The organism is Telluribacter roseus (assembly GCF_017355915.2).
Lineage (GTDB): Bacteria > Bacteroidota > Bacteroidia > Cytophagales > Spirosomataceae > Telluribacter.
In genome coordinates, this window is the sequence record NZ_JAFEUV020000013.1 from 140,369 (window position 1) to 166,219 (window position 25,851).

Sequence of the window (25,851 nt, forward strand, 5' to 3'; positions counted from 1 at the left end):
TAGTGTACGTACTAAAAATCAGAGGGTAGGTACTGTCGGTACCTACCCTCTGATTTTTATTCAAAGTAGTTAAGCTAAGTCCCGCTCGGTAATCTTTCCGGTAGACTTGTTCTTAAGGATCAGCTTATTGCGGCCGTCGTGCGTCATTTCCTGCTTGATGAGGTAGTGCTCCTCGTCGTACTCTACCAGGGTAGAGGGTTTGGTAAGCCCCTCCTGGCCGCGCCATACGGGCAGTTGCACCGGCTCCCACTGTTTGCTTTTGGAGGAGCGGTAGCAGGCATCAATCACGGCATTTACTACATAGCCATCGTAGAAGGTTTCGGCGGGTTCGCGTCCGGTCTCGGCGGCGGTGAACATGTCCGTAAACATGTGGTTGTAGCCCAATTCGTTGATTTCATCACCTACCGGGAACAGCCAGCCCGTGTTGCTCTCCGCTTTTTCGGCTACGTAGTCGGCTCCCTTGCCCGAGGTATACATCTCAAAGCCCGTCCGGAGGAAGCTATTGATCCAGATAGTACCCTCAGTACCCATCACCTCATCGCGCAGGTCCATGCCTCCCCGGAAGGTCCAGCTTACTTCCAGCTGACCGATGGAGCCGTTTTCGTACTTTACCAGAGCTATGGCGTGGTCTTCGGCCTCAATGGGCTTCACCTGCGTATCGGCCCAGCACATAACCTCTATGGGCTTGATGTCCTTGCCTATGTAGTTGCGGGCAATCTCGATGCAGTGGCAGCCCAGGTCGAGAATACATCCCCCTCCGGCCTGCTCAATATCCCAAAACCACTCACTATGCGGGCCGGGGTGCGTCTCGCGTGACTTGGCCCACAGCACACGCCCCACCGCTCCGCTCCTGACGCTCTCGATGGCTTTCAGGAACTTAGGTGTGTAGCAGAGGTCTTCGAGGTAGCCGGCAAAAATACCCGCCTCTTCCACGGCCTGCATCATACGCAGGGCTTCGTCGGCATTGCGACCCAGCGGTTTGGTACATATGACGGCTTTCCTGTGTTTGACGCACAGCATTACCGCCTCTTCGTGCAGGTTGTTGGGCAGGGCTATACAGACCATCGTGACGTCCGGATGCGCAATGACCTCTTCCATGCTGGTCGACCAGAAGTCACAGCCATAGTCTGAGGCGAATTTGCGGGCGCTTTCCTCCCGACGGGCGTAGATAGCCGTCACGCGGTCGCGGCTGCGCTGGCCGTGCAGGGAGTCGGCATAGAAACGTCCGATAAAGCCGGACCCTAGCATCGCAATTTTTTGCATATCAGCTTTTTTACAGGGGTTTAGAATAAACGATTAATAGAAAGTAGGTACCTCATAGATAGTTAGATACTACTACCAGCCCGCTTATAGGCAATAGATGGAGGTCTGACAGCAGCCTAACTACCAGGTAAAAGGGGGGAGGCAGGCCTATCTAACGGGTCCTGCTGCGAAAGTGCCGGAGCTTTTAGCCGAACAGTACCTTATCCAACGAGTAGCGCCCGGGGCCGGTAAGTAGTAGTGTCAGGTAAGGAATCAGGAACAGGATGGGGTGCTCCTGCTTATCGAATGGATCCTGAGCGTGTATGATCAGTGCCGCTACCAGCATGGTAGTAATAAGCGGAATAAGAGCCAGACGAGCCGCCAGGCCTAGTATAAGAAGTATCGAGCAGAAGAATTCAGCGAATATAGTCAGCACCAGGGAGGCTTCTTCTCCAATGCCAATGGGATCAGCGAAGCCTCTTTCGCCGGAAAGGTAGTTGTGCAGTTTTGCGTACCCGTACTGCATCATCAGTAATGACATTCCTACCCGTAATAGTAGTACCCCCCAGTCAGCCGGAGCAGGTAAGGGAAGAGGTTTCAGGTACTTTTTTAGCATGAGTCAATAATGTTACAAATGAGTGAGTTGCGGCTAAATTAGTTAGAGTAAAAAAACATTTTGGGTAAATGTATTGACAATTAAAATTATTTTTTAGGTTTGTCTAAAAATATATTTATAGTTGTTTCATTATCTACCTATGAAGACACAACTACTTTGGATTATCATCTGTTGCCTGCTCATGGGGCACGCCCGGGCTCAGTATGTGCTGTCGGGACAGGTCCTGCATGACGAAAACCAGGAACCTGTGATCGGAGCAGCGGTATTTATTCCGGAGCTGCGTCTGGGATCAACTACCGACGTAGAGGGGAGGTACCGCATCGGGTCGGTGCCGAAAGGTAACTACACGATTCAGGTGAGCTACATGGCGCACCGGACCCTGATCGAGCGCATCACGATGGAGCGCGATACGGTACGCAACTTCGTCATGCAGAATGCCCCTAATGCCCTGGAAGAGGTAATCGTGACCGGAGCCGCTACCCGTACGCTCGTGCGGGAAAGTCCGGTACCTATAGCCACCCTGTCGCGGGTACAGTGGCTACGGGGCTCCTCCCTCAACCTGACCGATGCCATCAGCAAGCTACCGGGCGTGTCGCAGGTGACTACCGGAGCCGGATTGTCCAAGCCGGTAATCCGGGGGCTGGCCTTTAACCGGGTCATTGCCATGCACGATGGAGTCAGGCAGGAGGATAATCAGTGGGGAGCCGAGCATGGGATCAACCTGGATGAATTCAGCATTGAGCGCTTCGAGGTGATCCGGGGGGCCGGTAGCCTTATGTACGGATCGGACGGACTGGGAGGAGTGATGGCTGTGTACTCGCCGCGGCCGGTAGAAGAGGGCAAACTGGAAGGGCGCCTACTGACCAACTACCACACCAACAACGGGATGTACGCCATCTCGGCGCAGGCAGGTGGTACACGCCGGGGCTTTACGTGGCTCGCGCAGGCCAGCAGGCGCAACGCCGGCAACTACCGCAATGCCGCCGATGGCCGCGTGTATGGAAGTAATTACAAAGAAGATCTGAACCTGAATGGCTTTGTGGGCATGAACCGGTCGTGGGGGTATACCCGGTTTTATGCGCTACGGAGTGTGCAGGAGTATAATATTACCACAGGTACCCGTGACTCGCTGGGACGATTTACCAGAGAGATATACCGGAATAATGATGTACGGGAAGTAGCCGTATCGGGAGCCGACCTGCTTAGCCGTAGTATGAACCCATCTAACTCGCAGTACCTGCTCAACTACAAGCTGACTTCCAGTAGCCTTGTACAGTTTGACCGGCAAAATAGCCTTACCCTTACTGCCTCCTATGCCGAAAACCGCCGCCTGGAGTACGGCTCGCCCGATGCCCCCTGGGTACCTGACCTTTCTCTCTACCTACAGACGGGCTACTACGATGTACGGTACAATCTGGCGGCCAGTGAGCAGTGGGAGCTGAATGTAGGTACCAACGGCATGTACCAGACCATGGAAAACCGCGGCACCGAAAGCCTTTATCCTGATTATTCCCTTCTTGATAATGGGATATTCGTCTTCTCAAGGTACAACCTGGACCGACTCAAGCTCAGTGGGGGCCTCCGTTACGATATGCGCCATCTGGATATAGCCAGGCTCTACGTTGACGCCGAAGGTCGCTTCCAGACCTCCCCCGAAGGAGCCGTGAGCGTGCGGTTCCCCGGCTTTGACCAGTTGTACCGCAATCTTTCGGGAAGTATGGGGGCGGTGTATACTATTAATAAGAAGCTGCTGGTACGGATGAATGCCTCCCGTGGCTTCCGGGCTCCGACGGTTCCTGAGCTATCATCCAACGGGGAGCATGCGGGTACCTTCCGCTATGAGATCGGCAAGCTGGATGCCGTACCCGAAGTAGCCTGGCAGGGCGATCTGGGCTTTACCTACGAAAGTAGCAGCTGGTACGCGGATGTGAGCTTGTTTCAGAACAGCATTCAGAACTTTACGTACAGCGAACGCGTATTGACCCAAAGCGGCGCCGACTCCATCATAGCCGGTGTACCCGTGTTTCGGTACGTACAGGGGGATGCCCGCCTGCGAGGCATTGAGGGTACCCTCACCTACAACCCGGAGCAGGCTCGCTGGGTGAGCCTGACGCTGAGCCATTCGACTGTACTAGGTCGTAATCTGTCGGCTCGGGAACCCAATGCCAGGTACCTGCCGCTCATGCCGGCTCCCCGCTGGTTTGTACAGCTTCGGCTCAGCAAGGACCGGCTCGGCAACCGCTTCCGCAACCTGTACCTAAGCCTAGACTGGGAGAGGTACCTGACTCAAAGCCGCGCCTTACTGGCTTACAATACCGAAACCGTCACCCCCGGCTACGGACTGGTACATGCTGGATTTGGAGGAGATATAACGGGCAAAAGCCAGCGCACACTGTTTTCAGTATACGTGGCAGTTACTAATTTATTTGATCGGGTGTACCAGAGTCACCAGAGCCGATTCAAGTACCTTGACCTAAATCCAGTGACGGGGCGGAGGGGAGTATTTGATATGGGACGCAACGTCAGTTTGAAACTGGTGGTGCCATTTAGTACCAACTGGAAATAAAACAATTTCAGCGTATAGTAGTTGACATAGATAATTACAACAAATAAAAATAGTATAAAATCTGCTTTTTTACTTATACTATATGATTATTGCAAGATTGTACTAGAATACAACATTGATAATCATTGAATTGTAAAAAGGTTGATTGTATATTTGTTGCGTCACTCAAACACCACTGTAACTATGGCATTGTCAAAACAGTATCTCAAAAGCAAACCTATTTGCAAAGTAACGTTCTCTTTGCCGGCAGACGCTGTCTCCGATGCGAAACAAGTAGCTCTTTTGGGCGACTTCAACAATTGGAATTCAGAAGAAGCTACTGCATTAAAGAAACAAAAAGACGGTTCATACAAAGCCACTCTGGAGCTGGAGCCCGGTAAGGAATATCAGTTCCGGTATTGTATAGATGGCGAGAAGTGGATGAATGACTCGGAAGCTGACAAATATGTGCCTGCCGGGGTAGCCAGCGAAGAGAACTCTGTTGTAACATTGTAATCACCGCTTTAAGAAACTACTAAAAAAGCGGCCTGAATCAATTCGGGCCGCTTTCTCTGCATAGATAGTACGTGTACCTGAAGCCCAGCGTTATTTTTCGGCAGGTCAGGGGACACCGGTACTTTATTTTCTAAATAGTGAGCCCGGACTACCAGGCTCACGTAAGTACTACACTGTAAAGCTGTCGCTCTCGATATACGCTTTGATCAGAGCATCTTCACCATCTTTACCGGGGCGGAAGTTACCGTGCTCCATACCCATAACGAAGTTTTTGTTTTCAGCCTTGCTACGGTTGTAGATGTGCTTGAAGATATTCTTATAGTTGATTTCGCCCGTAGTAGGTTCTTTACGCCCCGGATTGTCACCGATCTGGAAGTAGGCGATCTCGTCCCAGGTATGGTCAATGTTAGGGATGATATGACCTTCGTTCTTCTGCATGTGGTAGATATCAAACAGCAGCTTGCACGAAGGGCTGTTTACCCCTTTACAGATCATGTAGGTCTGGTCTGAGTTGCGCAGGAACAGGTTAGGTGTATCGCTAAGTGGCTCAAGTACCATGACGATGCCATGTGGTTCCAGGATTTCGGCTCCGCGACGCAGGGCTTCTATTACGTGACCGGTCTGCACCCCTATGGGTAGACGGCGCTCAAAGTCGCCGGGTACTACGGTTACCCATTTAGCATTGACACGCTTGGCTACATCTACGGCTCTGCGGCATCCATTCAGGAATATATCAATATACTCCTTCTTACCGGCTGCCAGGGAGTTCTGGGAGTTACCTCCTTTATCTACTACAAATACCCCCATCTCCATACCCAACCGGCTGAGTTCTTTACCGATCTTTTCCTGCATCTCTACGGGGCGGCCCATCATGCCATTGTCTTCCAGCGCCTTGAAGCCCATGTCAGCCATGAATTTGAGCTGATCGATAGGGTCTTTGCCCGCACTGTTCTCAAACATACCGAAGTGCGGAGCGTATTTTAGTTTAAAGTTATTCTTGGCTTGTGGAGCAGAGGCAAAGGCATCTCCGGCCGCAACGGCCGCTCCTGCCAATCCGAGGGTTGACTTTACAAAGTTTCTACGAAGCATGGTTCCTGTATAAATTTTTATATAAAAGAGAGTAGAACGGGCAATTTACCTTAGCCATGGCTGGTAAAGTGCCCGTTCTATACTAGGAAGAGCAGCAGAGGCTTGTTTTCAACCATCCGTGCCGGGATGCTTTTCTTATTCGAAGGCTTTTTTATCGATCGAAGCGTCCGTAAACTCAATGTACTTGTCGGCTACGTCCCGTATTTCTTTTCGGAAGGCATCACTGATCCCATCGATGGCTGCGGCCTTGATCTCTCCCTGCAGACGCCCGCTCTTGAGCAGGTTGACTACCGTATCTTCACCTTCCCAGCTACCTCCCATAAAGCGGGCAGCGGCACGGCGAACTTTGGCGGGATAAGAAGAATCAAGAGCGACGCGGCTAAGTATGATCAGCGACTCGCGGCTTCCTACGCCCTTAATAGAGGCTAGCAAGGCTGTTTTGGTATCATCGTCGCTGCTGTAAAACTTGTCCCAGAAGTAGCTTTCATCGGCCTGTTTCAGGAGTTGACGCCCGGCATCGCGGCCAATGTCGGCATTGGGGCGCGTGGTGGCCAGTCGGAACAGACGGTCATTTTCGTACTCAGGCTCGTAACGCGACACGAGCTCTATATAATCGGAGGTACCGTAGGTCTTGTTCAGGAGCTTCTGCAGGGCTTGTTTACCCTGATAGGAATCCCGGACGAACTCCCGGCCCATGTGCCAGAGAGCCAGCTTACTGATCTCGTTTTGTTCGGGATCATTGCCTTCGGTCATTTTCAGCAGGGCGTATGATTTTTCGTAGCCACGGGGCAGGAAGTCAAACGCCCGGAAGTACCGTAGCCGCTCCTTCAGACTAACCGAGGTATCGGTAGCCAGGGTGGACAAGTAGGGGATGGCCTGGTTGGTACGAGCCCGCCATACTATATCACGTCCGGCCAGTGTAGCCAATGGATCGCCCTTCTGCGTCCGGAGCCAGGCCTCAAACAGCCGGTCCCACTGGCCTTCGGCGCCTACCCCCAGGGCTTCAAGGTACCAGCGGTCGTTGCCCTTGTACTGCCGGGCCAGCTGTACCCACACGTGTTCGGCTTCGTAGGTATGATTGTGGCTGATAGCCAGGGCGCACTCGCGGCGTACCTGCGGGTCGCGGTGGCCGGTCAGCAGCTTAATGTACTCGGTAGGGTCGCTGTTGCGCTGACGAACTGCCCGTAAGGCCGTGATGCTTAGGTTGGGGTTAATTTCCCGGAAAGCTACCTCGAGGTGGCGGCGGTGTACGCCTTCAATCTTGTTAAGTACCCATAGGGCTCTGGCCCGTAAACGTGGGTTGGTAGTAGGTGACCGGAACAAGCTCTCAAGAGCAGGCTCGGCGGCCCGGCGGTGATTCAGCAGGGCATACCAGGCTTTATAGCGTACCGCCATATTGGGGTTCTGCAGGGCCGCTACGGCTCCCTCCGGACTATTGTAGTCATAGGTAGGAGCCTTGTAAGGAGTCTTGGGAGGAGCAATGCGGTATATACGGCCGCGGTTGAGGTCGGTACTGCTGGCTTCTTCTCCTGATCCCGGATCGTATAGGTCGGCTACAATGAGGGAGCCATCGGGAGCCACGCACACATCCGACGGACGGAACCACTTGTCGCGCTTACCCTCTACGACTGGCAGCGTACTGGCCTTGTAGCCGGCTCCGTCGCTTTGGATAGGATAAGCCCGTACTACATTGGCTCCGGCATCGCAGTGGATGATCTGATCCCAGAACGGGCGGGGCAGCGTAACGCCTTCGTACACGACTATACCCGTAGGCTGGCCGGAGCCGGTATTGAGCAGGTTGGGTACTACACCGGGGTCATTCTGGTGCCAGTGCCGGCGCGATATTTCATCTTCCAGGTTGGTACGGACTACCCGCCAGGTAGTACCTTTCATTTCATCTACATAGCCGAAGTTACCACTCTCCATAACGTAATTGATCCGCACACTCTCGGTACCTGCCTCGTCATGATCCGACTGCCACACGGTACCGTAGCTGTCTACGGCTAGCTCCACCGGATTACGGAAATTCTGTCCGAGTACTTCAATGGTTGTGAAATCTTCGTCGCAACGGAATACCAGCCCCTGCTTAAATTTTCGGAAGTTAAAGGGGCGCTCCCAACGGTCGAGAAGTCGGCCTCCGCGGCCGCTCTGTAGCTGACGACCTTCGTTACCGAAGTTGAAGTAGAACTTCCCGTCCGGCCCAAACACAAAAGCATGTACACCGTGGTCGTTTTGAACTCCACGAATACCTCTGAATATAATCTCTTTTTTATCGGCCTTATCGTCGCCGTCGGTATCCGTAAAGAGCCACACGTAAGGGCTCTGTGATACCAGGGCCTTATTACCCATCACCAGGATACCCAGCGGGGCATTCAGCTCCGGCCCCTGGTAGAATACCTTGGTCTTGTCGGCCTTACCGTCGCCATCGGTATCTTCCAGGATCAGGATACGATCTCCGGCCAACCGGTCCTTGCTTGCTTTGCGGTTGCCGCTACCGGGGCGGTACCCGTAGGAGTCGCATACCCATACACGTCCGCGGTCGTCAATATCGATACTGGTCGGATTGGAGATAGTTGGCTCGGAGGCAAACAGGGTTGCTTCCAGGCCGTTGGCTACGGATAGTCCCGCCACGCCATGCTCGGGAAAACGTTTCTCCCGTTCAGAAAGGGAATCATACACAATGACAGTGTCGACTGCCGCCGTATCGACTGCCGCAGCCGATACGGCGGCGGTCGATATTGCAGTGGCATCCCAGTCTGCGGAAGGAGAGGTACTATGATAAGTACCTGTTAATAAACTAATTGATAAAATGCTTCCGGCTACTGCTAACGAAGATGTGATGCGCCTCATGGATCTCTACACGTACTTTTATGACTTCTCTGATGTGATATATCTTTCGAAAGGTGAAAATTACGAGTTCTTTGGCAGTATCACGAATATTTATGAGATTCTAAGTTAATTCTAAATGCAGAGCCGTACTCTGCTGCTGCGTAAGTAATACAGAACAACCAGCCGTAGCCATACAGCAGGGTAACACTAGCTCAGATACTTATACGGCTAGTAGGTAACTGTGCTACTTCGCCTGGCAATAATCCAGACAGCGTGTATAATACCCGGCAGAAAACCCAGCAGGGTCAGAATAATATTTATCCAGAAGTGCTTACCAAAGCCTACTGTCAGGAACACTCCCAGCGGGGGGAGTATGATGGCAAATAAGATTCGTATGATGCTCATGGCTATATGTAGTTATAGGTGTTGATCAATAAATAATTATCTGCTTTATACCCTAAAATTATTGTACCAACAGGCCAGCTGGTAGTTAAAAAAAAGCCCTGCCAACTTTTGTCGGCAGGGCTTTTTTATGAATCATATTATCAAGCTTATTTCCGCTTCAGACTAGCCAGGTACTCTACGAGCCCGGTGAGCTCTTCGGTACTCATGGCTTCGTGGAGGCCCGGAGGCATCATAGACTCATCCAGTTGCTTAATAGACTTCACGTTCGACATCTTGTACTCCTGCGTAGTACCTCCCGGAAACTTCATGATGAGGTCGGTTTCGGTCTTGCTGGAGATAATACCCGCTACGGTTGAGCCGTCTTTTAACTTCACCTCGTAGCCTTCGTAGCCAAAGCTGATGCCCGCACTTGGGTAGTATACAGCCATGTATTGTCCTTCTTTGGGCAATTTACTACCAATCTCGGACAGCTTCGGACCAAAGTCAGCACCCTCACCATTGACCTGGTGGCAGGTAGAGCAGTACATCTGGAATACCTGACGGCCTTTGGCAGCATCACCTTTCACCGCGATCAGCTGATTGACCGGCGGGTGTTTCTGGCCGGCGGTGGTAGTGCCGTTGAGGTAACTGGCTGCTTCGGTGCGGATGGCCTTGCGCCAGGCTCCGCTTACCCCCTGTACCGCTGCGGCTTTCAATTCACCGTCAAACTTACCTTCTTTCAGATAGGCCAGTACCTGATCTTCTCCGTTCATGCTACCACCCAGTGAGCGGGTTGCTTCGCGGCGAACACTCATTGGGTATTTGCTGTCAAGAGCTACGGTACTCAGTATATTAAGCGATTCTTTACTGCCTACACCCCGAATGGAGGCCAGTACAGCGGCCGCTTTATCGGTTTCTTTGCCCTTAACGGTACTCCACACCAGCGGCGTGCCACCCTGCTTCAGGAGCAGACGACCGGCTTCGCGACCAGTACCTTCGTAAGGCTTCGATACAGCCAGCTGCAGCAGGCGATTGTTTTCGGAAGGTAGTTCATAGCGCGCTACCAACTCCATATACTGAGGCGTGCCGTATGAGGCATCCAGCAGCTTCTTCAGCGCGGCCATGGCTTCCGGCGACTGCTTCACAAAAGCCGGGTCGAGGTGGCGCAGCACCAGTTGGTTGATCTCGTTCTGGTTAGCAGCACTGCCTTTCATAATGGTCAGCAGCGCCATTGATTTCTCTTTGCCGCCGGGGTTGAAGTCAAACGCCCGGAAGTACCGCAGACGCTGTTTCAGATCTACCTTGGGGTCACCGGCTAGTGAAGCCAGCAGAGGTACTGACTCTTTGGTACGGGCCCGCCATACGATATCCTTACCGGCATCAGTAGCTATAGGGTTAGCTCCGGCCTTGGTCAGCCAGGCTTTGAAGAAGCGGTCCCACTGGCCTTCGGCACCAAGTCCCAGGGCCTCGAGGTACCAGCGGTCTTTGCCGTCGTACTGCTGAGCCAGGGTAGTCCACAGTTCGGGAGCCTGAGCCGAGGTATTGCCCCGTAGAGCCAGCGCCGCTTCACGACGTACCTGCGGGTCTTCATCCTTGGCGAGCATCACGATAGTACCCGTAGGGTCTACATTCTGCTGACGAACCGCCCGCAGCGCCGTAATGCGAATGTCCGGGTTAGGGTCTTTCAGGGCAGCACTGAAGTACTTCTGACCTACACCTTCCAGCTTGCTGAGGGCCCACAGGGCTCTGGCGCGCATGCGCGGATTGGCCGAGGTATTATTGAATAGCTTGGCCAGCTCGGCCTCCGCCTGGGCACCCTGCTTCATGAGCGTGTTCCAGGCCTGGTAACGGATAGACAGGTTAGGGCTCTGCAAGGCTTCTACGGCACCGGCTGCGGTAGTGAGATCTACCTTAGGCAGGCGATACGGCGTATTGGCAGGAGCCACCCGGTAGATACGGCCGCGGTTGAGGTCGCCGGCCTGGTGTCCACCTACGCCCGGATCGTACCAGTCAGATACGAAGAGCGAGCCATCGGGCGCTACGCACACATCCGACGGACGGAACCACTGGTCGCGGGTACCTTCCAGTACATTGACGATGGTAGCCGTATAGCCGGCACCGGCTTTCTTTACCGGATACGAGCGCACCACATTGGGACCCGCATCGGTATGGATCATCTGGTCGTGGTATACCTGGGGCAGCAGACGTCCTTCGTACAGCACCATGCCCGTAGGTGAGCCCGCGCCTGTCTGCAGGAGGTTAGGTACTACACCCGGGTCATTGAGGTGCCAGTGACGCAGGGGTATTTCGTCTTCGATATTGGTACGGTTGGCGCGCCAGCCGGCTCCGGTCATTTCGTCGGTGTAGCCGTAGTTACCCCCTTCCATCACGTAGTTGATACGGACACCTTTGTTGCCATCATCGTCGTTGTCCGACTGCCACATAGTACCGTAGCTGTCCACGACTACCTCGTAGTTGTTACGGAAGTTGTGGCCAAGTACTTCTATATTGCGGAAGTCAGGGTCACAGCGGAATACCATACCCTGCTTGTACTTCTTGAAGTCGATGGGCTTGCCCGTCTTGTCCAGTACCGGCTTACCCTGTCCGTCCAGGAGCTGTCCTCCTTCGTTTCCGAAGTTGAAGTAGAACTTCCCGTCCGGTCCGATGGTGAAGGCGTGCATTCCGTGGTCGTGCTGCTCGCCCTGGATACCCTGAAATATAACCTCTTTCTTATCAGCCTTGTCGTCGCCGTCAGTATCCGTAAGGAGCCACACGTAGGGGCTTTGTGATACGATGGCGCGGTTACCCATGACCCAGATCCCTAGCGGGGCGTTCAGCTCCGGTCCCTGGTAGAATACCTTGGTCTTGTCAGACTTGCCGTCGCCGTCGGTATCTTCCAGGATCAGGATGCGGTCACCTTCGGGGTGGGTACTATTGCCTGTAATAGCCGGACGGTAGTTGTAAGCCTCGCATACCCATACGCGCCCCCGGTGGTCCACATCTATGTTGGTAGGATTGGTCAGCGTAGGTTCCGAAGCAAACATACCAGCCTCCAGGCCTTTGGCTACGGTAAGACCCGCAATCGCGTACTTTGGCGAACGTTTCTGCTCCTCGGTCAGGTCAGCGTACAGCGTATCTAGTTGCGAACCCGATACAGTACTCGGGTTGGTGTTCTGATAAGCCGCAATAAACAGACCTACTGACAGCACTCCTCCGGCGGTAAGCAGGGTAGATTTTTTGGATTTCATGAGTTGATTATAAATACTTTATAAAGTTTCTACGCACTATTGTCTTACTAAAAGCATGAGAATTAGGTTTTTTTTACCCTTTATAGAAGAATAAATTTCAACTTATCCTCAGGATGTACCTCAATGCGTGGTGCCTGAATGAATTAATAAATTAAAACGAATGCTAAACTGGAATCTGAAAGGTAAAAAAGCCCTCGTAACCGGAGGTACAAAAGGAATCGGAGAAGCCTGCGCCCGTATGCTGGCCGAGGCAGGAGCCGAAGTGATGGTTATCGCCCGCAATACCGAAGATATTGAAAAGCTAAGCCGGGAGGCGGCTGAGAAGGGGCAGTCCATTATCGGGAAAGCCTTCGACATGCTCAAACCGGAGAGTATACCTGCTATCATAGCACATGTCAATGAGACCTGGGGTACGCTGGACATCCTGATCAACAACGCCGGGATGAACATCCGTAAACCTACTATCGAGTACTCTCAGGAAGAGTACGAAATGATCATGCAGGTGAATATGACTTCGGTATTTAAGCTGAGTCAGGCGGCTTATCCTTTACTGAAAGCCAGTCAGGGCAACATTGTCAATATATCATCCGTATCGGGCCTTACGCACATCAGTAGCGGCTCTATCTACGGTATGACCAAAGGGGCCGTCACGCAGCTCACCCGTAACCTGGCGGTAGAGTGGGCCACCGATGGCATCCGGGTCAATGCCGTAGCTCCCTGGTATATCGAAACACCGTTGGCCGCACCGGTGCTGAACGATCCGGTACGGATGGAGAAAATCCTGGCCCGCACCCCCATGAAGCGCATCGGACAGCCCGAAGAGGTAGCGGCCGCGGTAGTGTTCTTCTGTCTGCCGGCAGCCAGCTACATCACCGGGCAGTGTATGACCATTGACGGAGGCTTCTTTGTGTACGGATTTTAGGAGAATGTCGGGTTTCGGGTGCAGATTGTTGGGTTTGTTTCGCAGGAGTGAAGTCCTAGGCGTCAGCTACCGATACTTGTGCAGAACTACAGAAGCCCCGTAGGGGCGAGACTTTAGTAGCACAAATGTATTACAAACAGCGCAAGCTCCGTAGGGGCGACACCTGGTACCTTTACCAATAAACTAGTGGTCACCTATTGTTTGGGAAGACTTCATACTATACCTTTAACTATACCTAGTTTCCTAAACCACACTTAGAACAGATATGAAAACTACCTTATCACTCAGCCTATTGCTTCTGGTAGGTTTTACGGCAAAGGCTCAGACCTCCACGCCTTCGGCGGATCTACAGATCAAAACCGCCGTGCAGGCGGCACCCAGCGAAAAACGTGACGGAGCCATGGTGTACGGCTACGGTCCGGATGGCAAGTTTACGGTATTGCGGAAAGGTACCAACGACATGGTATGCCTGGCCGATGATCCTAATCAAAAAGGCATCAACGTGTCGTGCTACCACAAGGACCTGGATCCTTTTATGGCACGGGGCCGGGAGCTGAAACAGGCCGGCAAATCAGCCAAAGAATCGAATGATATGCGGGAAGCGGAGGCTAAGTCGGGTAAGTTGAAGATGCCCTTGCAGCCTACCTCGCTATTTGTTTATACGGGAACGGATGAGAACCTCAATGCTACTACGGGTGAAGTGAAAGATGGCTACCTGCGCTACGTAGTATATATACCTAACGCTACGGCCGAAAGCACCGGACTTCCCCTCAAACCCGATGCTCCCGGTATGCCCTGGATCATGGACCCCGGCACGTACCGAGCTCACATCATGATCAGCCCGCCAAAGCAATAACTTTATATAGAGGCCACGACTCACGGGTTGTGGCCTCTTTTTTACTCCACCTTCTCCACCGAAGCTACCGAGAACGCCTGCGGCTTGTCGGCGAACAGGGCTTTGGTCCGGTTCCACGTATCTCTGAATAGCTCCGAATCGCGGTAACTGTTCAGGGCTTCTTCCGATTCCCAGTGGCTGTGCGTGACGAATACCTGGGGCTGATGCAGGTCCTGCCACAGTTCGAGGTACCGGCAGCCGGGACGGGCGCGTATCTTGTGCTTAGAACTTTCAAAAATCTGCCGGAATTCCTCCACCTTATCGGGTTGGAACGTCATGCGTACGATTCTGATCAACATAGCTATCTTTACTTCTGGGATTGTATACTCCAAAGGAAAGGAAAATTGCGGTACCTGCGAGTAGTCGGCTACCTTTGGGGCGAAGGCACTGAGGGTAAAACCGCTCTTGCTGCGTCTTTTTTGAGAAAATAATCCTGACCAATGAAAAAAGACTTACGTACGCTACTGACGGCTGGTCTGTCAGTGCTGGCACTGACTGCTATGGCACAAAATGAAGTAGTACCTCTGTGGCCAGAGGGCAAAGTACCCAATGCTATTCAAAACTCCGCCGTCGTAGAGAAATCCGAAACTACCAACGGAATCATGCGCATCAGTGGCGTGACAGTACCTACCATGACGGCCTATATACCGGCTAAGGACAAGGCTACCGGAGCGGCGGTGATGATCTGTCCGGGTGGTGGATACGCCATACTGGCGGCGCAGCACGAGGGGAGCGAACTGGCCGAGTGGTTTAAGGAGCGGGGCATTGCGGCATTCGTACTGAAGTACCGTCTGCCTAACGCCAAGGCCATGACTAACCAGCACGAGGTACCTCTGATGGATGCGATGCAGGGCATGAAGCTCATCCGTCAGAACGCCGGTAAGTGGAACGTGGATGCTAATAAGGTAGGGGTGATGGGCTTTTCGGCCGGGGGACACCTGGCAGCTACGCTCTCCACGCATTTTAATAAGGGAGCGGGAGCTTCGGAGGATGCCAAGCCTAACTTCTCCATCCTGCTGTACCCCGTTATTTCGTTTCAGCCCGCTATATCGCACGGAGGCTCGCGGGATAACCTGCTGGGAGCGGCCAAGTCGGATGAACTAATCCGTTACTACTCCAATGAATTGCAGGTAGATGCCAGCACGCCTCCGGCCTTTCTGGTACATGCTGAGGATGATACCGCCGTACCCGTGGAGAATAGCATAGAGTACTACCTGGCCCTTAAAAAGAACAAGATCCCCGTAGAGATGCACCTGTATCCCCGCGGAGGCCATGGATTTTCCATGCGCACGGATGGTAAGGGTTCGGTAGCCAACTGGCCCGTAGCGATGGAAGGCTGGCTGCAGGCGATGGGATGGATGAAGTAATCAAAGGAGGAAGGGCGGCCGCCGCGCGGTAAGAAAGGGGGAAGGGAGGAAAGGATAAGTTAAGTGAAAGAGGGAGGTTCTGAAAATGCAGAACCTCCCTCTTTTTGTTGGTCTTATTAAAATGTTAATTCACCGCTACCAGCGTACGGGCAGGCATTTCGTAAAGGGCCAGGGTAGACAGGCGAATGTCTTTAACGATTTCCTCGGTACCATTGGTCACTACTACGGTATAGTTTCCATCCTTTATCTCCGAAAAATCGAGTTTGCGGCCATACTTCTGCTGTCTTCTGCCTAGTACATCTTCAAACAGTACCACTCCCTTCTGATCAAGCAGTTTTACAACTACCCGCTCGCCTAGTTGTTTCTCAATCAATACGTTCATTTTAAGTGAATTGATAACCCGGTACATACCTACCTGAAAGGGCGCTTTCTTAGCCGCGTCCTGTGGATTATCTACTCTTGTTTGTGTCAGTGGTGCTGTACCGTTGGCTGATACCGCTCCGCTCATCAGCACGCCACACAAGGCGATCATCAGGGATTTTGTTACAATTCTCATGGCACTTGAAGGTTTTGGGATGGGAAATATATTTTTGTATTACATCTCAAAGAAGCCTCCTGCACCTGCTATGTGACAACAGTTAAGGTGAACGGTAAAAAAAAAGGATGAACGGATTCAGTGTTCCGATCATCCTCCTTTTACGGATACTTATTTTCTCTCTACTGCGACCACTCGGTAGGGGTACGGTCCCAGCGGTGATTCCTGAGTTCAGCTGCCAGTGCATCCGGGAGGCGCTTGCCGTCGCTGGTAGCGATGTTGGCCTCCACGTGGTGCAGCTTGCGCATACCCGGTATGGTAGTATGTACATCCGGATTGTTCAGAATAAAGCGTAGAGCCATTTCGGACATGGTCATACCTTCGGGAATAACAGGCTTCAAGGCTTCGGCGTGATCGACGCTGCTGTTGAGGTTTTCGGGTACGAAGTAGGTAGAGCGCCAGTCATCGGCCGGGAAGGTAGTTTCTTTGGTGAGCGTACCGGTGAGGGTACCTTCGTCAAAGGGTACACGGGCGATCACGCCAATGTCCATCTGGCGGCAGAGCGGGAAGAGGTTGTCTTCCGGAGCCTGATCAAAGATATTGTAGATCACCTGTACGGCGTCTATGAGGCCAGTCTTGATGGTGTTGAGCGAGTTATCCGGCTCCCAGCGGTTCACGCTGATGCCCCAGCGCTGTACCTTACCTTCCTGGGTCAGCTTTTGTACCTCTTCCTTCCATTCATCACGATCAGCCCAGTGGTCTTCCCATACGTGGAACTGCAGCAGGTCAATGCTATCCGTACCCAGGTTCTTGAGGCTTATTTCGGTATATTCTCTGATATAATCAGCTGGAAAAACTTCGTCCAGTGAGAATTCAGATCGCGAAGGCCAGGTGCGGTTTTTAGGAGGTATTTTGGTGGCGGCATAGATACGCTTGTCAGGGTAGCGACGGATCAGGTCGCCCAGAATTCGCTCCGAAAGCCCCTCGCCGTAGCCCCAGGCCGTATCAAAAAAGTTACAGCCCAGTTCTACGGCTTTATTCAGAGAGTTCTCTACTTCCGCAAGATCAGAGCCGGTCCATCCGGCCAGTCCCCACATGCCGTAGCCTATTTCGCTGACCTGCCAGCCACTACGACCAAATCGACGGTATTCCATAGTTAGTATGATTATAAGGTAAGTAATTCGCTGGCGAAGATGATTTTTTTGTAATCAATTTAAAACATCCTTCTTCTAAAAGAGGATTATAAATTTTAGAACTATTCATCAGACCAGCTATCCCAAAAGTAAATAACTTAGCGGGGAAGTTGTTTGATTGGTCAGCATGAATACGAGTAAGATCAGGAGCCGGATGATGAGAGGCAGAAAGTTTGTAGAGCGAGTTGTGAAGCAGGTTGTAGGGATTGTGATAGTACTGGGTACGCTGGCGTGGAAAATGATCCCTGTCGACAGGCAGGAGCCTTCGGAGCAATTGTTGATGTATTGTCAACAATTTCAGCAGGTATACGATGGTATAAGCCAGCAGGTAATCTCTCCTGACTCGGCGGAGCGCGCCTTTCAGCAGGTAATGCTGGGGTTGCGGCAGACAGTCGGAAAAGACTCCTGCCGGACCGGCTCATCCGGGCCTTTTGTGTATCCGTTGAGGGGACAGCTTCCCCGGTACTCGATCGGCGGAAAGGGCCGCGGCTACCGGGCTACGGGTTTTGACCTGTTCGACTCGGATGTACGCGGAAGCCACCCGGCGCAGGACCTGTTTATCCGGGACGGCGACCAGGATGATCTGGATGATCGCTCGGGGCAGCCGGTGGATGTACTGGCGTTTACGAGCGGTGTAGTACTGGCTACCGAAACGGGGTGGGGACCCAATAGCAAGATGCGCGGAGGAAACTACATCTGGATCTATGATCCGTGCCTGGACGGCGTGTTTTATTATGCGCATAATAAGTGTGTCATTGTAGAGCCCGGACAGTGGGTAAAAGCCGGAGAGAAAATCGCCGAGGTAGGACGTACGGGCTACAACGCCTTTAAGGAGCGCTCGCCCACGCACCTGCACCTGATGTTTCTGCGCATAACGCCCGAAGGACTACCCAAACCCGAAAATACCTATACCTGGCTTACTCAGGCCGAAGTAGTACAGTGATGAACCAAATTACTTATCATGCGAAAATGGTTACTAGTATCCCTTTTTCTGATAGGTATTCCTTCAATCTACTCCATGGGGCAGGATGCGGCGGATACCTCTTCGCTGGCACCCGTCCGACAGGTTACCACGCTTACTCTGTGGGGCCACTACGGTTCTATATTTGCTCACTCGGTCGATGTACATAATACGGCTGGCTCGCATCCCGCCGGTGTGCATCTGGACTGGGGGAAGCAGTGGCACGGGGCCGGTAGCTGGATGCGGTACGGATGCCTGCCCCGCACGGGTATAACGCTGGCCTACTATGATTACGACAATGCCGTGCTGGGACGTAGCCTTACCGCCGCCTATTACCTGGAACCTACCTTCCCGCTTTCGTCCAGAGTACTACTGGGGGTGCGGGGGGCGGCTGGACTTTCGTGGCTTTCCAATCCCTACCATCCCGAGCGCAATCCTACCAATATGTCGTATAGTACCGCGCTCAGCGCCTACCTATCATTGGGAGCAAGTACCTATTTCCGAATTAGTCAGCAGTGGGCCATAGCCCTAACGGGCGACTACCAGCACGTATCCAACGGTGGGTTCAGACAGCCGAACAAAGGGATCAACTGGCCAACGGTGGGTCTGGGAGTAGACTATGCCCTCAGACCTGTTTCGCTGAACCGGCCCGCTAATTTAAAGAGGCAGCAGGATTGGAGAAGAAATGAACCTCTCAATGACTTGTATGTATTTGGAGGTATTCAAAATGTAGCGGCAGGTGAATCACAGCAATATCCCCTGATCGGAGCAGGTATTACCATCCGGAGGCAAATCGGCAGAACCAACACCCTTACGGCGGGAGTAGAAGCCTACAAGGACTATGCGCTCAGAGAAAGACTGGCGCGGGATACGCTGACACATCTGAGCTCCCTGCGGGCAGGAGGGCTACTGGGGCATGAGTTTCTGTTGGGGAAGGTAACATTTAGCCAGCAGCTGGGCATCTATTTATTCAGGCAGGCGCCTTACTATCCGTTGCTGTACCATCGCTGGGGATTGGTTTACCAGCTCAATCATTCGTATTCGGCAGGAGTTAATCTGAAAGTACATGGCCACGTGGCTAATTTCTGGGACCTGCGGCTGGTAAGGCATTGGTGAAGCCGGCCTTTGTCAAAGCCAGCTTCACCAATGTTACTCTTTATACTACGTCTACTTTTACTTTCAGCAGGAACTCATCCATCTCGATCTCTACGGCCTCGCCGTTCAGGTCGTTGGTCAGGTCCAGACCTGTAGCCTGTACTTCCTGACAGATGTACTGCTTGTTGGTAGTGATGGCATCGGCCAGTAGCTCGTCGTTATTCAGCAGGATGATCTGTATCTTATCCGTTACTTCAAATCCCTTGTCCTTACGCAGGTTCTGGATCCGGTTCACGAAGTCACGGGCGATACCCTCGCGGCGCAGCTCGTCGGTGATGGTCACGTCCAGCGCTACGGTCAGGCCGCCTTCGCTGGCTACCAGCCAGCCGGGTACATCCTCTGCGATGATTTCTACATCCGAAAGCTGAATGTTTACAGTTTCCTCTTTTACGGAAAGATCGATGTTCCCTTCTTTTTCAATCTGCTTGATGTCGGCTTCGCCCATGGCCTGGATGGCCGCGGCTACATCTTTCATCTTAGGGCCAAAACGGGGACCCAGCGCCTTGAAGTTAGGCTTGATCTTTTTCTTGAGGATGCCGCTGTCGTCATCAATGAATTCAACGGTCTTGATATTCACCTCCGATAGGATGATCGGTGCTACGGCCTCGATCTGACGGCGGGTCTTTTCGTTCAGTACCGGTATAAGTACCTTGGATAGCGGCTGACGTACCTTGATGGACTTGCCTCCGGCTGCTGCGGTGTTGCCCTTACGGAGCGCGTGTACCAGCGAGCTGATATCCTGCGCCAGCTGCATGGACTCTTCCAGATCCGGATCGATCAGTTCCTCCTGTACCTCAAACCAGCTGGTCAGGTGTACCGAGGCTTGGTCGTAGGCGCTACCATTCGCAGCACCTTCGCGGAGTGAGTCAGTCAGATTTTTGTACAGCCATTCGCCAAAGAACGGTGCGATAGGCGACATTAGCTGCGCTACCGTTACCAGACATTGCTGCAGGGTTTCGTAAGCAGCCCGTTTGTCTTCCGACAGCTCTCCTTTCCAGAAACGCCGGCGGTTCAGACGTACGTACCAGTTTGAAAGCTGGTCACTCACGAAGTCCTGTACCAGACGACCGGCTTTGGTCGGATTGTATTCATCAAATTGCTCGCCTACTTCTTTGATCAGCGTGTTCAGCTTGGACAGGATCCAGCGGTCCAGCTCGGGAAGCTTCTCGTGAGGTACCCGGTTGGCGGGATCAAACTGGTAACCATCCAGGTTGGCGTACAGCGCAAAGAAGTTATAGGTATTGAATAAGGTACCAAAGAACTTACGCTGGGCTTCTACCACACCATCGAGGTTGAAGCGCAGGTTGTCCCAGGGCTCGGCGTTGGTGATCATGTACCAGCGGGTGGCATCGGGGCCGAACTTCGCCAGCGTCTCAAACGGATCAACCGCATTACCGAGGCGCTTCGACATCTTGTTACCATTCTTATCCAGTACCAGTCCGGTCGATACTACGTTCTTGAACGCCACGGAGTCGAACAGCATACCGGCGATGGCGTGGAGCGTAAAGAACCAGCCACGGGTCTGATCTACCCCTTCCGATATAAAGTCAGCGGGGTAGCTCTCGTTGAATATATCCTCATTTTCGAATGGGTAGTGCCACTGTGCGTACGGCATAGCACCCGAGTCAAACCATACGTCGATCAGGTCCGGCTCACGGAACATCACATTACCCTTCGAGGATATGAAGTAGATGCGGTCCACGTAGGGGCGGTGCAGGTCAAAGTCACCCGCATCCAGCTTGGCCAGGTACTCTTCGTTGGAGGCAGTCTGCTCATCCGTTAGCTTGCCCGAAGCATTTGCCCCACTGATCAGCCCTTTCAGTTCTTCTACGGAGCCCACACATACTTCTTCACCGTCCTCGCTGCGCCAGATCGGGAGCGGAGTACCCCAGTAGCGGCTACGGCTCAGGTTCCAGTCTACGAGGTTTTCGAGCCAGTTGCCGAAGCGGCCGGTACCGGTACTTTCGGGTTTCCAGTTGATGGTCTTATTCAGCTCTACCAGGCGGTCCTTCATGGCCGTGGTACGGATAAACCAGCTATCCAGCGGGTAGTACAGTACAGGTTTATCGGTACGCCAGCAGTGGGGGTAGGTATGTTCATATTTCTCTACCCGGAAGGCCTTTCCTTCTTCCTTGAGCTTGATGGCAATTAGTACATCAGTAGGCTTGAAGTCAGGATCAGCCTGCTCGGCGGCTGAGTAGTACTCAGGCTTTACAAAGCGACCACCAAATTCACCGACTTCCTTTACAAAACGTCCGGTGCGATCCACAATGGGAACATCCTTACCATTTTCATCCTTCACCATAATGGCCGGTATGCCATTGGCCTGCGCTACCCGGAAGTCATCCGCACCGAAGGTAGGTGAGGTATGTACTACACCGGTACCATCTTCAGTAGTTACGAAGTCACCCAGTATAACGCGGAAGGCGGACGGTCCGCCGTTGCGGTTGTCGGGCTGTATGTAGGGGAGGAGTTGTTCGTACTCTACTCCTTCCAGATCTTTCCCTTTAAATTCTTTCAGAACCGTCCAGGGCAATACTTTCTTGTCACTAGCTTCGTAGCCTTCGAAGTCGCCATCGCGACCTTTGGGCGAAAAGTACTTACCCAGCAGATCCTTCGCCAGTACTACCTGTACGGGTTCGTGGGTATAGGGGTTGAAGGTTTTTACAAGTACATACGTAATATTGCCTCCTACGGTTAGGGCCGAGTTGGCCGGTAAGGTCCAAGGGGTTGTAGTCCAGGCCAGGATTCGTATATCTGCATTGCCCTGATCGCCGAATACTTCGTAGCCTGCCGGGTTCTTTACCTTAAACATGGCTACGATGGTAGTGTCCTTTACATCCTTGTAGGTACCCGGCATGTTCAGCTCGTGCGACGACAGGCCCGTACCGGCGCCCGGCGAGTAAGGCTGGATGGTGTAGCCTTTGTAAAGCAGTCCTTTATCGTACAGCTTTTTTAGCAGGTTCCAGAGGCTCTCGATGTAGTTATTCTCGTAGGTGATGTATGGATCGTCCAGGTCTACCCAATAGCCCATCTTCTCAGTCAGGCTATTCCACTGATCCGTAAATTTCATGACCGTTTCGCGGCAGCGGGCGTTGTAGTCTTCTACCGAGATGGTTTTACCGATATCATCTTTGGTGATACCCAGTTCTTTTTCAACCTGCAGCTCCACCGGCAACCCGTGGGTATCCCAGCCTCCTTTACGCTTTACCTGAAAGCCCTGCAGAGTCTTGTAGCGGCAGAAAATATCCTTGATCGAGCGGGCCATCACGTGGTGAATACCCGGCGTACCGTTGGCCGACGGCGGGCCTTCGTAGAAGGTAAAGGAAGGCGCTCCTTCACGTACCTTGACGGAAGCCTCAAAAATCTGGTTCTTCTTCCAGAAGTCCAGTACCTCATCAGCGAGCTGTGCGTAATTGAGGTTTTTATACTCTTTGTATTTCACGGTAGTATAGATAAACGGCTTGCGGTAGCCATACCAATAGTATAATTCATCCGTTCCATCAGTAGATGGTCCTTCTATAACATTAGCAGGCCATAATTAATTTTAAGACCGCAAATTTAGGGATTTTTTGAGGAATAGGCGTGCCGGGCCCGCATGATTATGGGGCTGATGGGCAGTGAGCTGCGCAAAAAGCGGGAGTTATTTCTTCTGGTATACTCTTATGTAGTCTACCTCATAGCGCGACGGAAAATCGGTACCCGCAGGATCGCCGCCGTTCATACCCCCGATGGCCAAGTTGAGGAGTAGGTAGTGGGGCTGCCGGAACGGGTTCTTTCGTTCTGCGTCACTGTTGTAGGTTTCTTCCAGATCTACCTCGTTCAGTAGCTGATCATCCACGTATAGTTTGATGCTCTTGTCGTCCCAGTCCATCCGCCATACATGAAACTTGTCCGACCAGTTAGGATCGTTAAACTCCGTAATGGGCTTTTTAAGGTCATCCCACTTCGCCTTGTAGCGCTGGTCGGTACCCCAGGCGGCATTAGCCAGCAGCATACCCCGGTAGTACTCCATGATGTCGATCTCGCCGTTGCTGGGCCACTCGCCCTTGACTCCCAACGTCCAGAAGGCCGGCCACAGGCCGGGGCGGGTGTCTATGCGTCCCCGCATCTCGAAGCGACCGTACTGCCACTGGTGCAGACCGCGGGTCAGCAGACTGGCGGCGGTGTAGTCGATGGTGGGGCGGCTCTCTTTCCAGTTGGTGCTGTTGGGCTTGTAGTTCGGGTTGGGCTTCTGCTCACGCTTGCCCTCAATGATGAGCATACCGTCGCGGCAGTAGGCATTTTCGGGCTGGTACCACTGCAGCTCCTCATTGCGGACGAAGCCCTGCTCGTAGGTCCAGTTCTTCGGATCGGGACGGCCATCCTGATTGAATTCATCCGCCCACACCAGCGTCCACTGAGCCCGGGAATAGGTAGCCATACTGAGAAAGAAGAGCAGGAGAGAGGCGAATAATTTCATTTTAAAAGGTAAATAGACGTTTTTTGTAAATAGCAAAGCAGATCAAAATAGCCGGTAAGGCTAACCATTTTAAATAATAAAGAGTGAAAGATACAGATTCTAACAGGTGGCAACGCATAAGTAATTTAGCTAAAAGAGCCGGGCTGGATGATTTCTTACTAGCTCTGATCGGAGTAGTGATCCTGGCGTACCTGTGGCCGTACCCGGGTACGGACGCCAGCCCGGTGCCCCTGGCTGAGATTGCCAACTACGGTGTTTCCCTGATTTTCTTCTTCTATGGCCTACGGCTGAGTCCCCAGAAGCTGCGGGCTGGCCTGAGCAACTGGCGCCTCCATATCGTAGTTCACGTATCTACTTTTATCCTTTTTCCCCTGCTGGCGCTGGGTGTACGTCCTTTCTTTGTGGGGGAGGAGAACCATACACTCTGGCTGGCTATTTTCTTTCTGGCGGCCCTGCCTTCTACGGTATCCTCTTCGGTGGTAATGGTATCCATGGCGGGCGGTAATATACCGGGTGCCATATTCAATGCCAGTATCTCCAGCCTGCTGGGGGTATTTATTACCCCGATTTGGATGGGGCTGGTGCTGGAAGCCGGACCGGGCGAATTTGAGCTGACGGAGGTGATGATCAAGCTGGTACTGCAGGTACTGTTGCCAGTGGTACTGGGGGTACTGTTGTATGGGCGCTACGGGGCTTTTGCCGAGCGCAACAAGGCTACCCTGCGCTACATCGATCAGTTTATCATCCTGCTTATCGTGTATACCTCTTTCTGTGAGTCTTTTGAAAATCGGCTGTTCAGTCAGTTTGATGCCGCTACCATGCTCTGGCTGACGCTGGGTATTATCATGCTGTTTTTCCTGGTATACTACCTCCTGATGGTCCTGTGCCGACTGATAGGCTTCAACCGCGAAGATCAGATCACGGCGGTATTCTGCGGGACCAAAAAGTCGCTCGTGCAGGGAGCAGTTATGTCCAAAGTACTATTTGCCGGGGCCGCCAGCGCGGGTATTATCCTGCTGCCTATTATGATCTACCACGCGTTTCAGCTACTGGTGGTGAGTATCATTGCCCAGCGGCTGGCCCGGCAGAATGAGGCCGGGGCATAGTTTTAGGGTATAGATTTCGTTATACTAAGTACACATCTATTCTGTTGTTATGCGGTTCGTTAGGTCACTTGTAAGGTTTTCCATCTTTATCCTCATCATTGTAGGGTGCATAGCGCTGTGGAGTAGGTTCAGTGGCACCAACCTGTGGCCCAACTGGATGGGAGGGGAAGAGCGCACCGAAACCATGCACACGGTGGTACTGCAGGAGATGACGGCTATGGGAAAGCTGGAGCTGGTGCGCTATAATTTTAAGGACATTGTAGAACAGGAGAAGAAAAATACCTTTCTGCCCAACGCCAAGGCGGTACTGATCGTGCAGGGGGACGCCATTGGCTGCGTGGATCTGACCAAACTCCGAATAGGTGACGTGACCAATGAAGCAGAAACCCTGGTGGTAACGCTACCCGAGCCGGAGCTGTGTGTATTCAAGATTGATCACGAGCGCTCACGGGTGTACAATACGGAGTATGCCTTTATGGAAGAGGCGAAGCTGGTGGAGGAAGGGTACAAGCAGGCCGAGCAGCAGATCAGGCAGTCGGCGCTGGAGATGGGTATACTGGAGCAAACCGAAGAGAATGCCCGCAAGATGCTGACTCCCATGCTCGAGAAAGTATCCGGCCGGAAAGTACTGGTGAAGTTTCCGATGCGGGCACGGCTGGAACGATTGCGGTAGCCTGGGCTACTCCGTTATTGATGCGTGAATTAATCCGTAAAGAATGCAACTTCCTTCTTGCGGAAGAATACTTGAATTAAGGCTGGATCTTCCTCCAGCAAGTTTATCTGATC

20 protein-coding genes are annotated in these 25,851 nt (G+C 52.7%); 9 read left to right on the forward strand and 11 right to left on the reverse strand.

What is annotated here, in order from left to right; translation table 11 throughout:
* Positions 1-69: 69 nt before the first annotated feature.
* Complete coding sequence (locus JTN23_RS20630; RefSeq protein WP_247236954.1) at positions 70-1,263, reverse strand: Gfo/Idh/MocA family protein; 1,194 nt, start codon at positions 1,261-1,263, stop codon at positions 70-72.
* A gap of 184 nt (positions 1,264-1,447) precedes the next feature.
* Positions 1,448-1,858, reverse strand: coding sequence for a DoxX family protein (locus JTN23_RS20635; RefSeq protein ID WP_247236955.1), 411 nt, complete (start codon positions 1,856-1,858; stop codon positions 1,448-1,450).
* Between the two features lie 139 nt (positions 1,859-1,997).
* Between JTN23_RS20635 and JTN23_RS20640 the strand changes: the two genes are divergently transcribed.
* Both JTN23_RS20640 and JTN23_RS20645 read left to right on the forward strand, forming a co-directional pair.
* Entirely contained in the window at positions 1,998-4,424 is a 2,427-nt protein-coding gene (locus JTN23_RS20640) for a TonB-dependent receptor (protein ID WP_247236956.1), read from the forward strand.
* A 183-nt stretch (positions 4,425-4,607) separates the two neighbouring features.
* Positions 4,608-4,919, forward strand: a complete 312-nt coding sequence (locus JTN23_RS20645; protein WP_247236957.1) for an isoamylase early set domain-containing protein — start codon at positions 4,608-4,610, stop codon at positions 4,917-4,919.
* Between the two features lie 168 nt (positions 4,920-5,087).
* Here the strand turns inward: JTN23_RS20645 and JTN23_RS20650 are convergent, their stop codons facing one another.
* From JTN23_RS20650 to JTN23_RS20665, 4 genes are all read right to left on the reverse strand, one after another.
* On the reverse strand, positions 5,088-6,008 hold the full coding sequence (locus tag JTN23_RS20650) for a hydroxypyruvate isomerase family protein (RefSeq protein ID WP_247236958.1): 921 nt from the start codon (positions 6,006-6,008) through the stop codon (positions 5,088-5,090).
* Between the two features lie 135 nt (positions 6,009-6,143).
* Complete coding sequence (locus JTN23_RS20655) at positions 6,144-8,858, reverse strand: PVC-type heme-binding CxxCH protein (protein WP_247236959.1); 2,715 nt, start codon at positions 8,856-8,858, stop codon at positions 6,144-6,146.
* Positions 8,859-9,065: 207 nt separating this feature from the next.
* Entirely contained in the window at positions 9,066-9,242 is a 177-nt protein-coding gene (locus JTN23_RS20660; RefSeq protein ID WP_247236960.1) for a YqaE/Pmp3 family membrane protein, read from the reverse strand.
* A 146-nt stretch (positions 9,243-9,388) separates the two neighbouring features.
* On the reverse strand, positions 9,389-12,469 hold the full coding sequence (locus JTN23_RS20665; RefSeq protein ID WP_247236961.1) for a PVC-type heme-binding CxxCH protein: 3,081 nt from the start codon (positions 12,467-12,469) through the stop codon (positions 9,389-9,391).
* 160 nt (positions 12,470-12,629) lie between these two features.
* On the opposite strand from JTN23_RS20665, the gene JTN23_RS20670 reads away from it, so the two are divergent.
* On the forward strand, positions 12,630-13,391 hold the full coding sequence (locus JTN23_RS20670) for an SDR family oxidoreductase (protein WP_247236962.1): 762 nt from the start codon (positions 12,630-12,632) through the stop codon (positions 13,389-13,391).
* A 265-nt stretch (positions 13,392-13,656) separates the two neighbouring features.
* On the forward strand, positions 13,657-14,247 hold the full coding sequence (locus JTN23_RS20675) for a hypothetical protein (protein WP_247236964.1): 591 nt from the start codon (positions 13,657-13,659) through the stop codon (positions 14,245-14,247).
* Between the two features lie 41 nt (positions 14,248-14,288).
* Here JTN23_RS20675 and JTN23_RS20680 read toward each other — a convergent pair whose 3' ends face one another.
* A complete protein-coding gene (locus tag JTN23_RS20680) occupies positions 14,289-14,585 on the reverse strand; it encodes a putative quinol monooxygenase (protein ID WP_247236965.1) in 297 nt (98 codons plus the stop codon).
* A gap of 141 nt (positions 14,586-14,726) precedes the next feature.
* Between JTN23_RS20680 and JTN23_RS20685 the strand changes: the two genes are divergently transcribed.
* Positions 14,727-15,653: an alpha/beta hydrolase gene (locus JTN23_RS20685; RefSeq protein WP_247236966.1), complete on the forward strand. Its 927-nt coding sequence runs from the start codon at positions 14,727-14,729 to the stop codon at positions 15,651-15,653.
* A gap of 124 nt (positions 15,654-15,777) precedes the next feature.
* Here JTN23_RS20685 and JTN23_RS20690 read toward each other — a convergent pair whose 3' ends face one another.
* Entirely contained in the window at positions 15,778-16,209 is a 432-nt protein-coding gene (locus tag JTN23_RS20690) for a hypothetical protein (protein WP_247236967.1), read from the reverse strand.
* Positions 16,210-16,370: 161 nt separating this feature from the next.
* Positions 16,371-17,342 carry an aldo/keto reductase gene (locus JTN23_RS20695; RefSeq protein WP_247236968.1) on the reverse strand — a complete coding sequence of 324 codons (972 nt, stop codon included), beginning with the start codon at positions 17,340-17,342 and terminating at the stop codon, positions 16,371-16,373.
* Between the two features lie 166 nt (positions 17,343-17,508).
* Between JTN23_RS20695 and JTN23_RS20700 the strand changes: the two genes are divergently transcribed.
* The gene (locus JTN23_RS20700; protein ID WP_247236969.1) at positions 17,509-18,324 is read left to right on the forward strand and encodes a M23 family metallopeptidase; all 816 of its coding nucleotides are present in this window, start codon (positions 17,509-17,511) and stop codon (positions 18,322-18,324) included.
* A gap of 18 nt (positions 18,325-18,342) precedes the next feature.
* Positions 18,343-19,458, forward strand: coding sequence for an acyloxyacyl hydrolase (locus tag JTN23_RS20705; RefSeq protein WP_247236970.1), 1,116 nt, complete (start codon positions 18,343-18,345; stop codon positions 19,456-19,458).
* 40 nt (positions 19,459-19,498) lie between these two features.
* Here JTN23_RS20705 and ileS read toward each other — a convergent pair whose 3' ends face one another.
* Together ileS and JTN23_RS20715 are read right to left on the reverse strand one after the other, a co-directional pair.
* Positions 19,499-22,942 (reverse strand): isoleucine--tRNA ligase, encoded by a 3,444-nt coding sequence (ileS, locus tag JTN23_RS20710; protein ID WP_247236971.1) that lies wholly within the window; start codon positions 22,940-22,942, stop codon positions 19,499-19,501.
* A gap of 198 nt (positions 22,943-23,140) precedes the next feature.
* Positions 23,141-23,920, reverse strand: a complete 780-nt coding sequence (locus JTN23_RS20715; RefSeq protein ID WP_247236977.1) for a glycoside hydrolase family 16 protein — start codon at positions 23,918-23,920, stop codon at positions 23,141-23,143.
* A 122-nt stretch (positions 23,921-24,042) separates the two neighbouring features.
* On the opposite strand from JTN23_RS20715, the gene JTN23_RS20720 reads away from it, so the two are divergent.
* Both JTN23_RS20720 and JTN23_RS20725 read left to right on the forward strand, forming a co-directional pair.
* The gene (locus JTN23_RS20720) at positions 24,043-25,065 is read left to right on the forward strand and encodes a bile acid:sodium symporter family protein (protein WP_247236972.1); all 1,023 of its coding nucleotides are present in this window, start codon (positions 24,043-24,045) and stop codon (positions 25,063-25,065) included.
* Positions 25,066-25,114: 49 nt separating this feature from the next.
* The gene (locus tag JTN23_RS20725) at positions 25,115-25,738 is read left to right on the forward strand and encodes a DUF4230 domain-containing protein (RefSeq protein ID WP_247236973.1); all 624 of its coding nucleotides are present in this window, start codon (positions 25,115-25,117) and stop codon (positions 25,736-25,738) included.
* Positions 25,739-25,851: the final 113 nt, after the last annotated feature.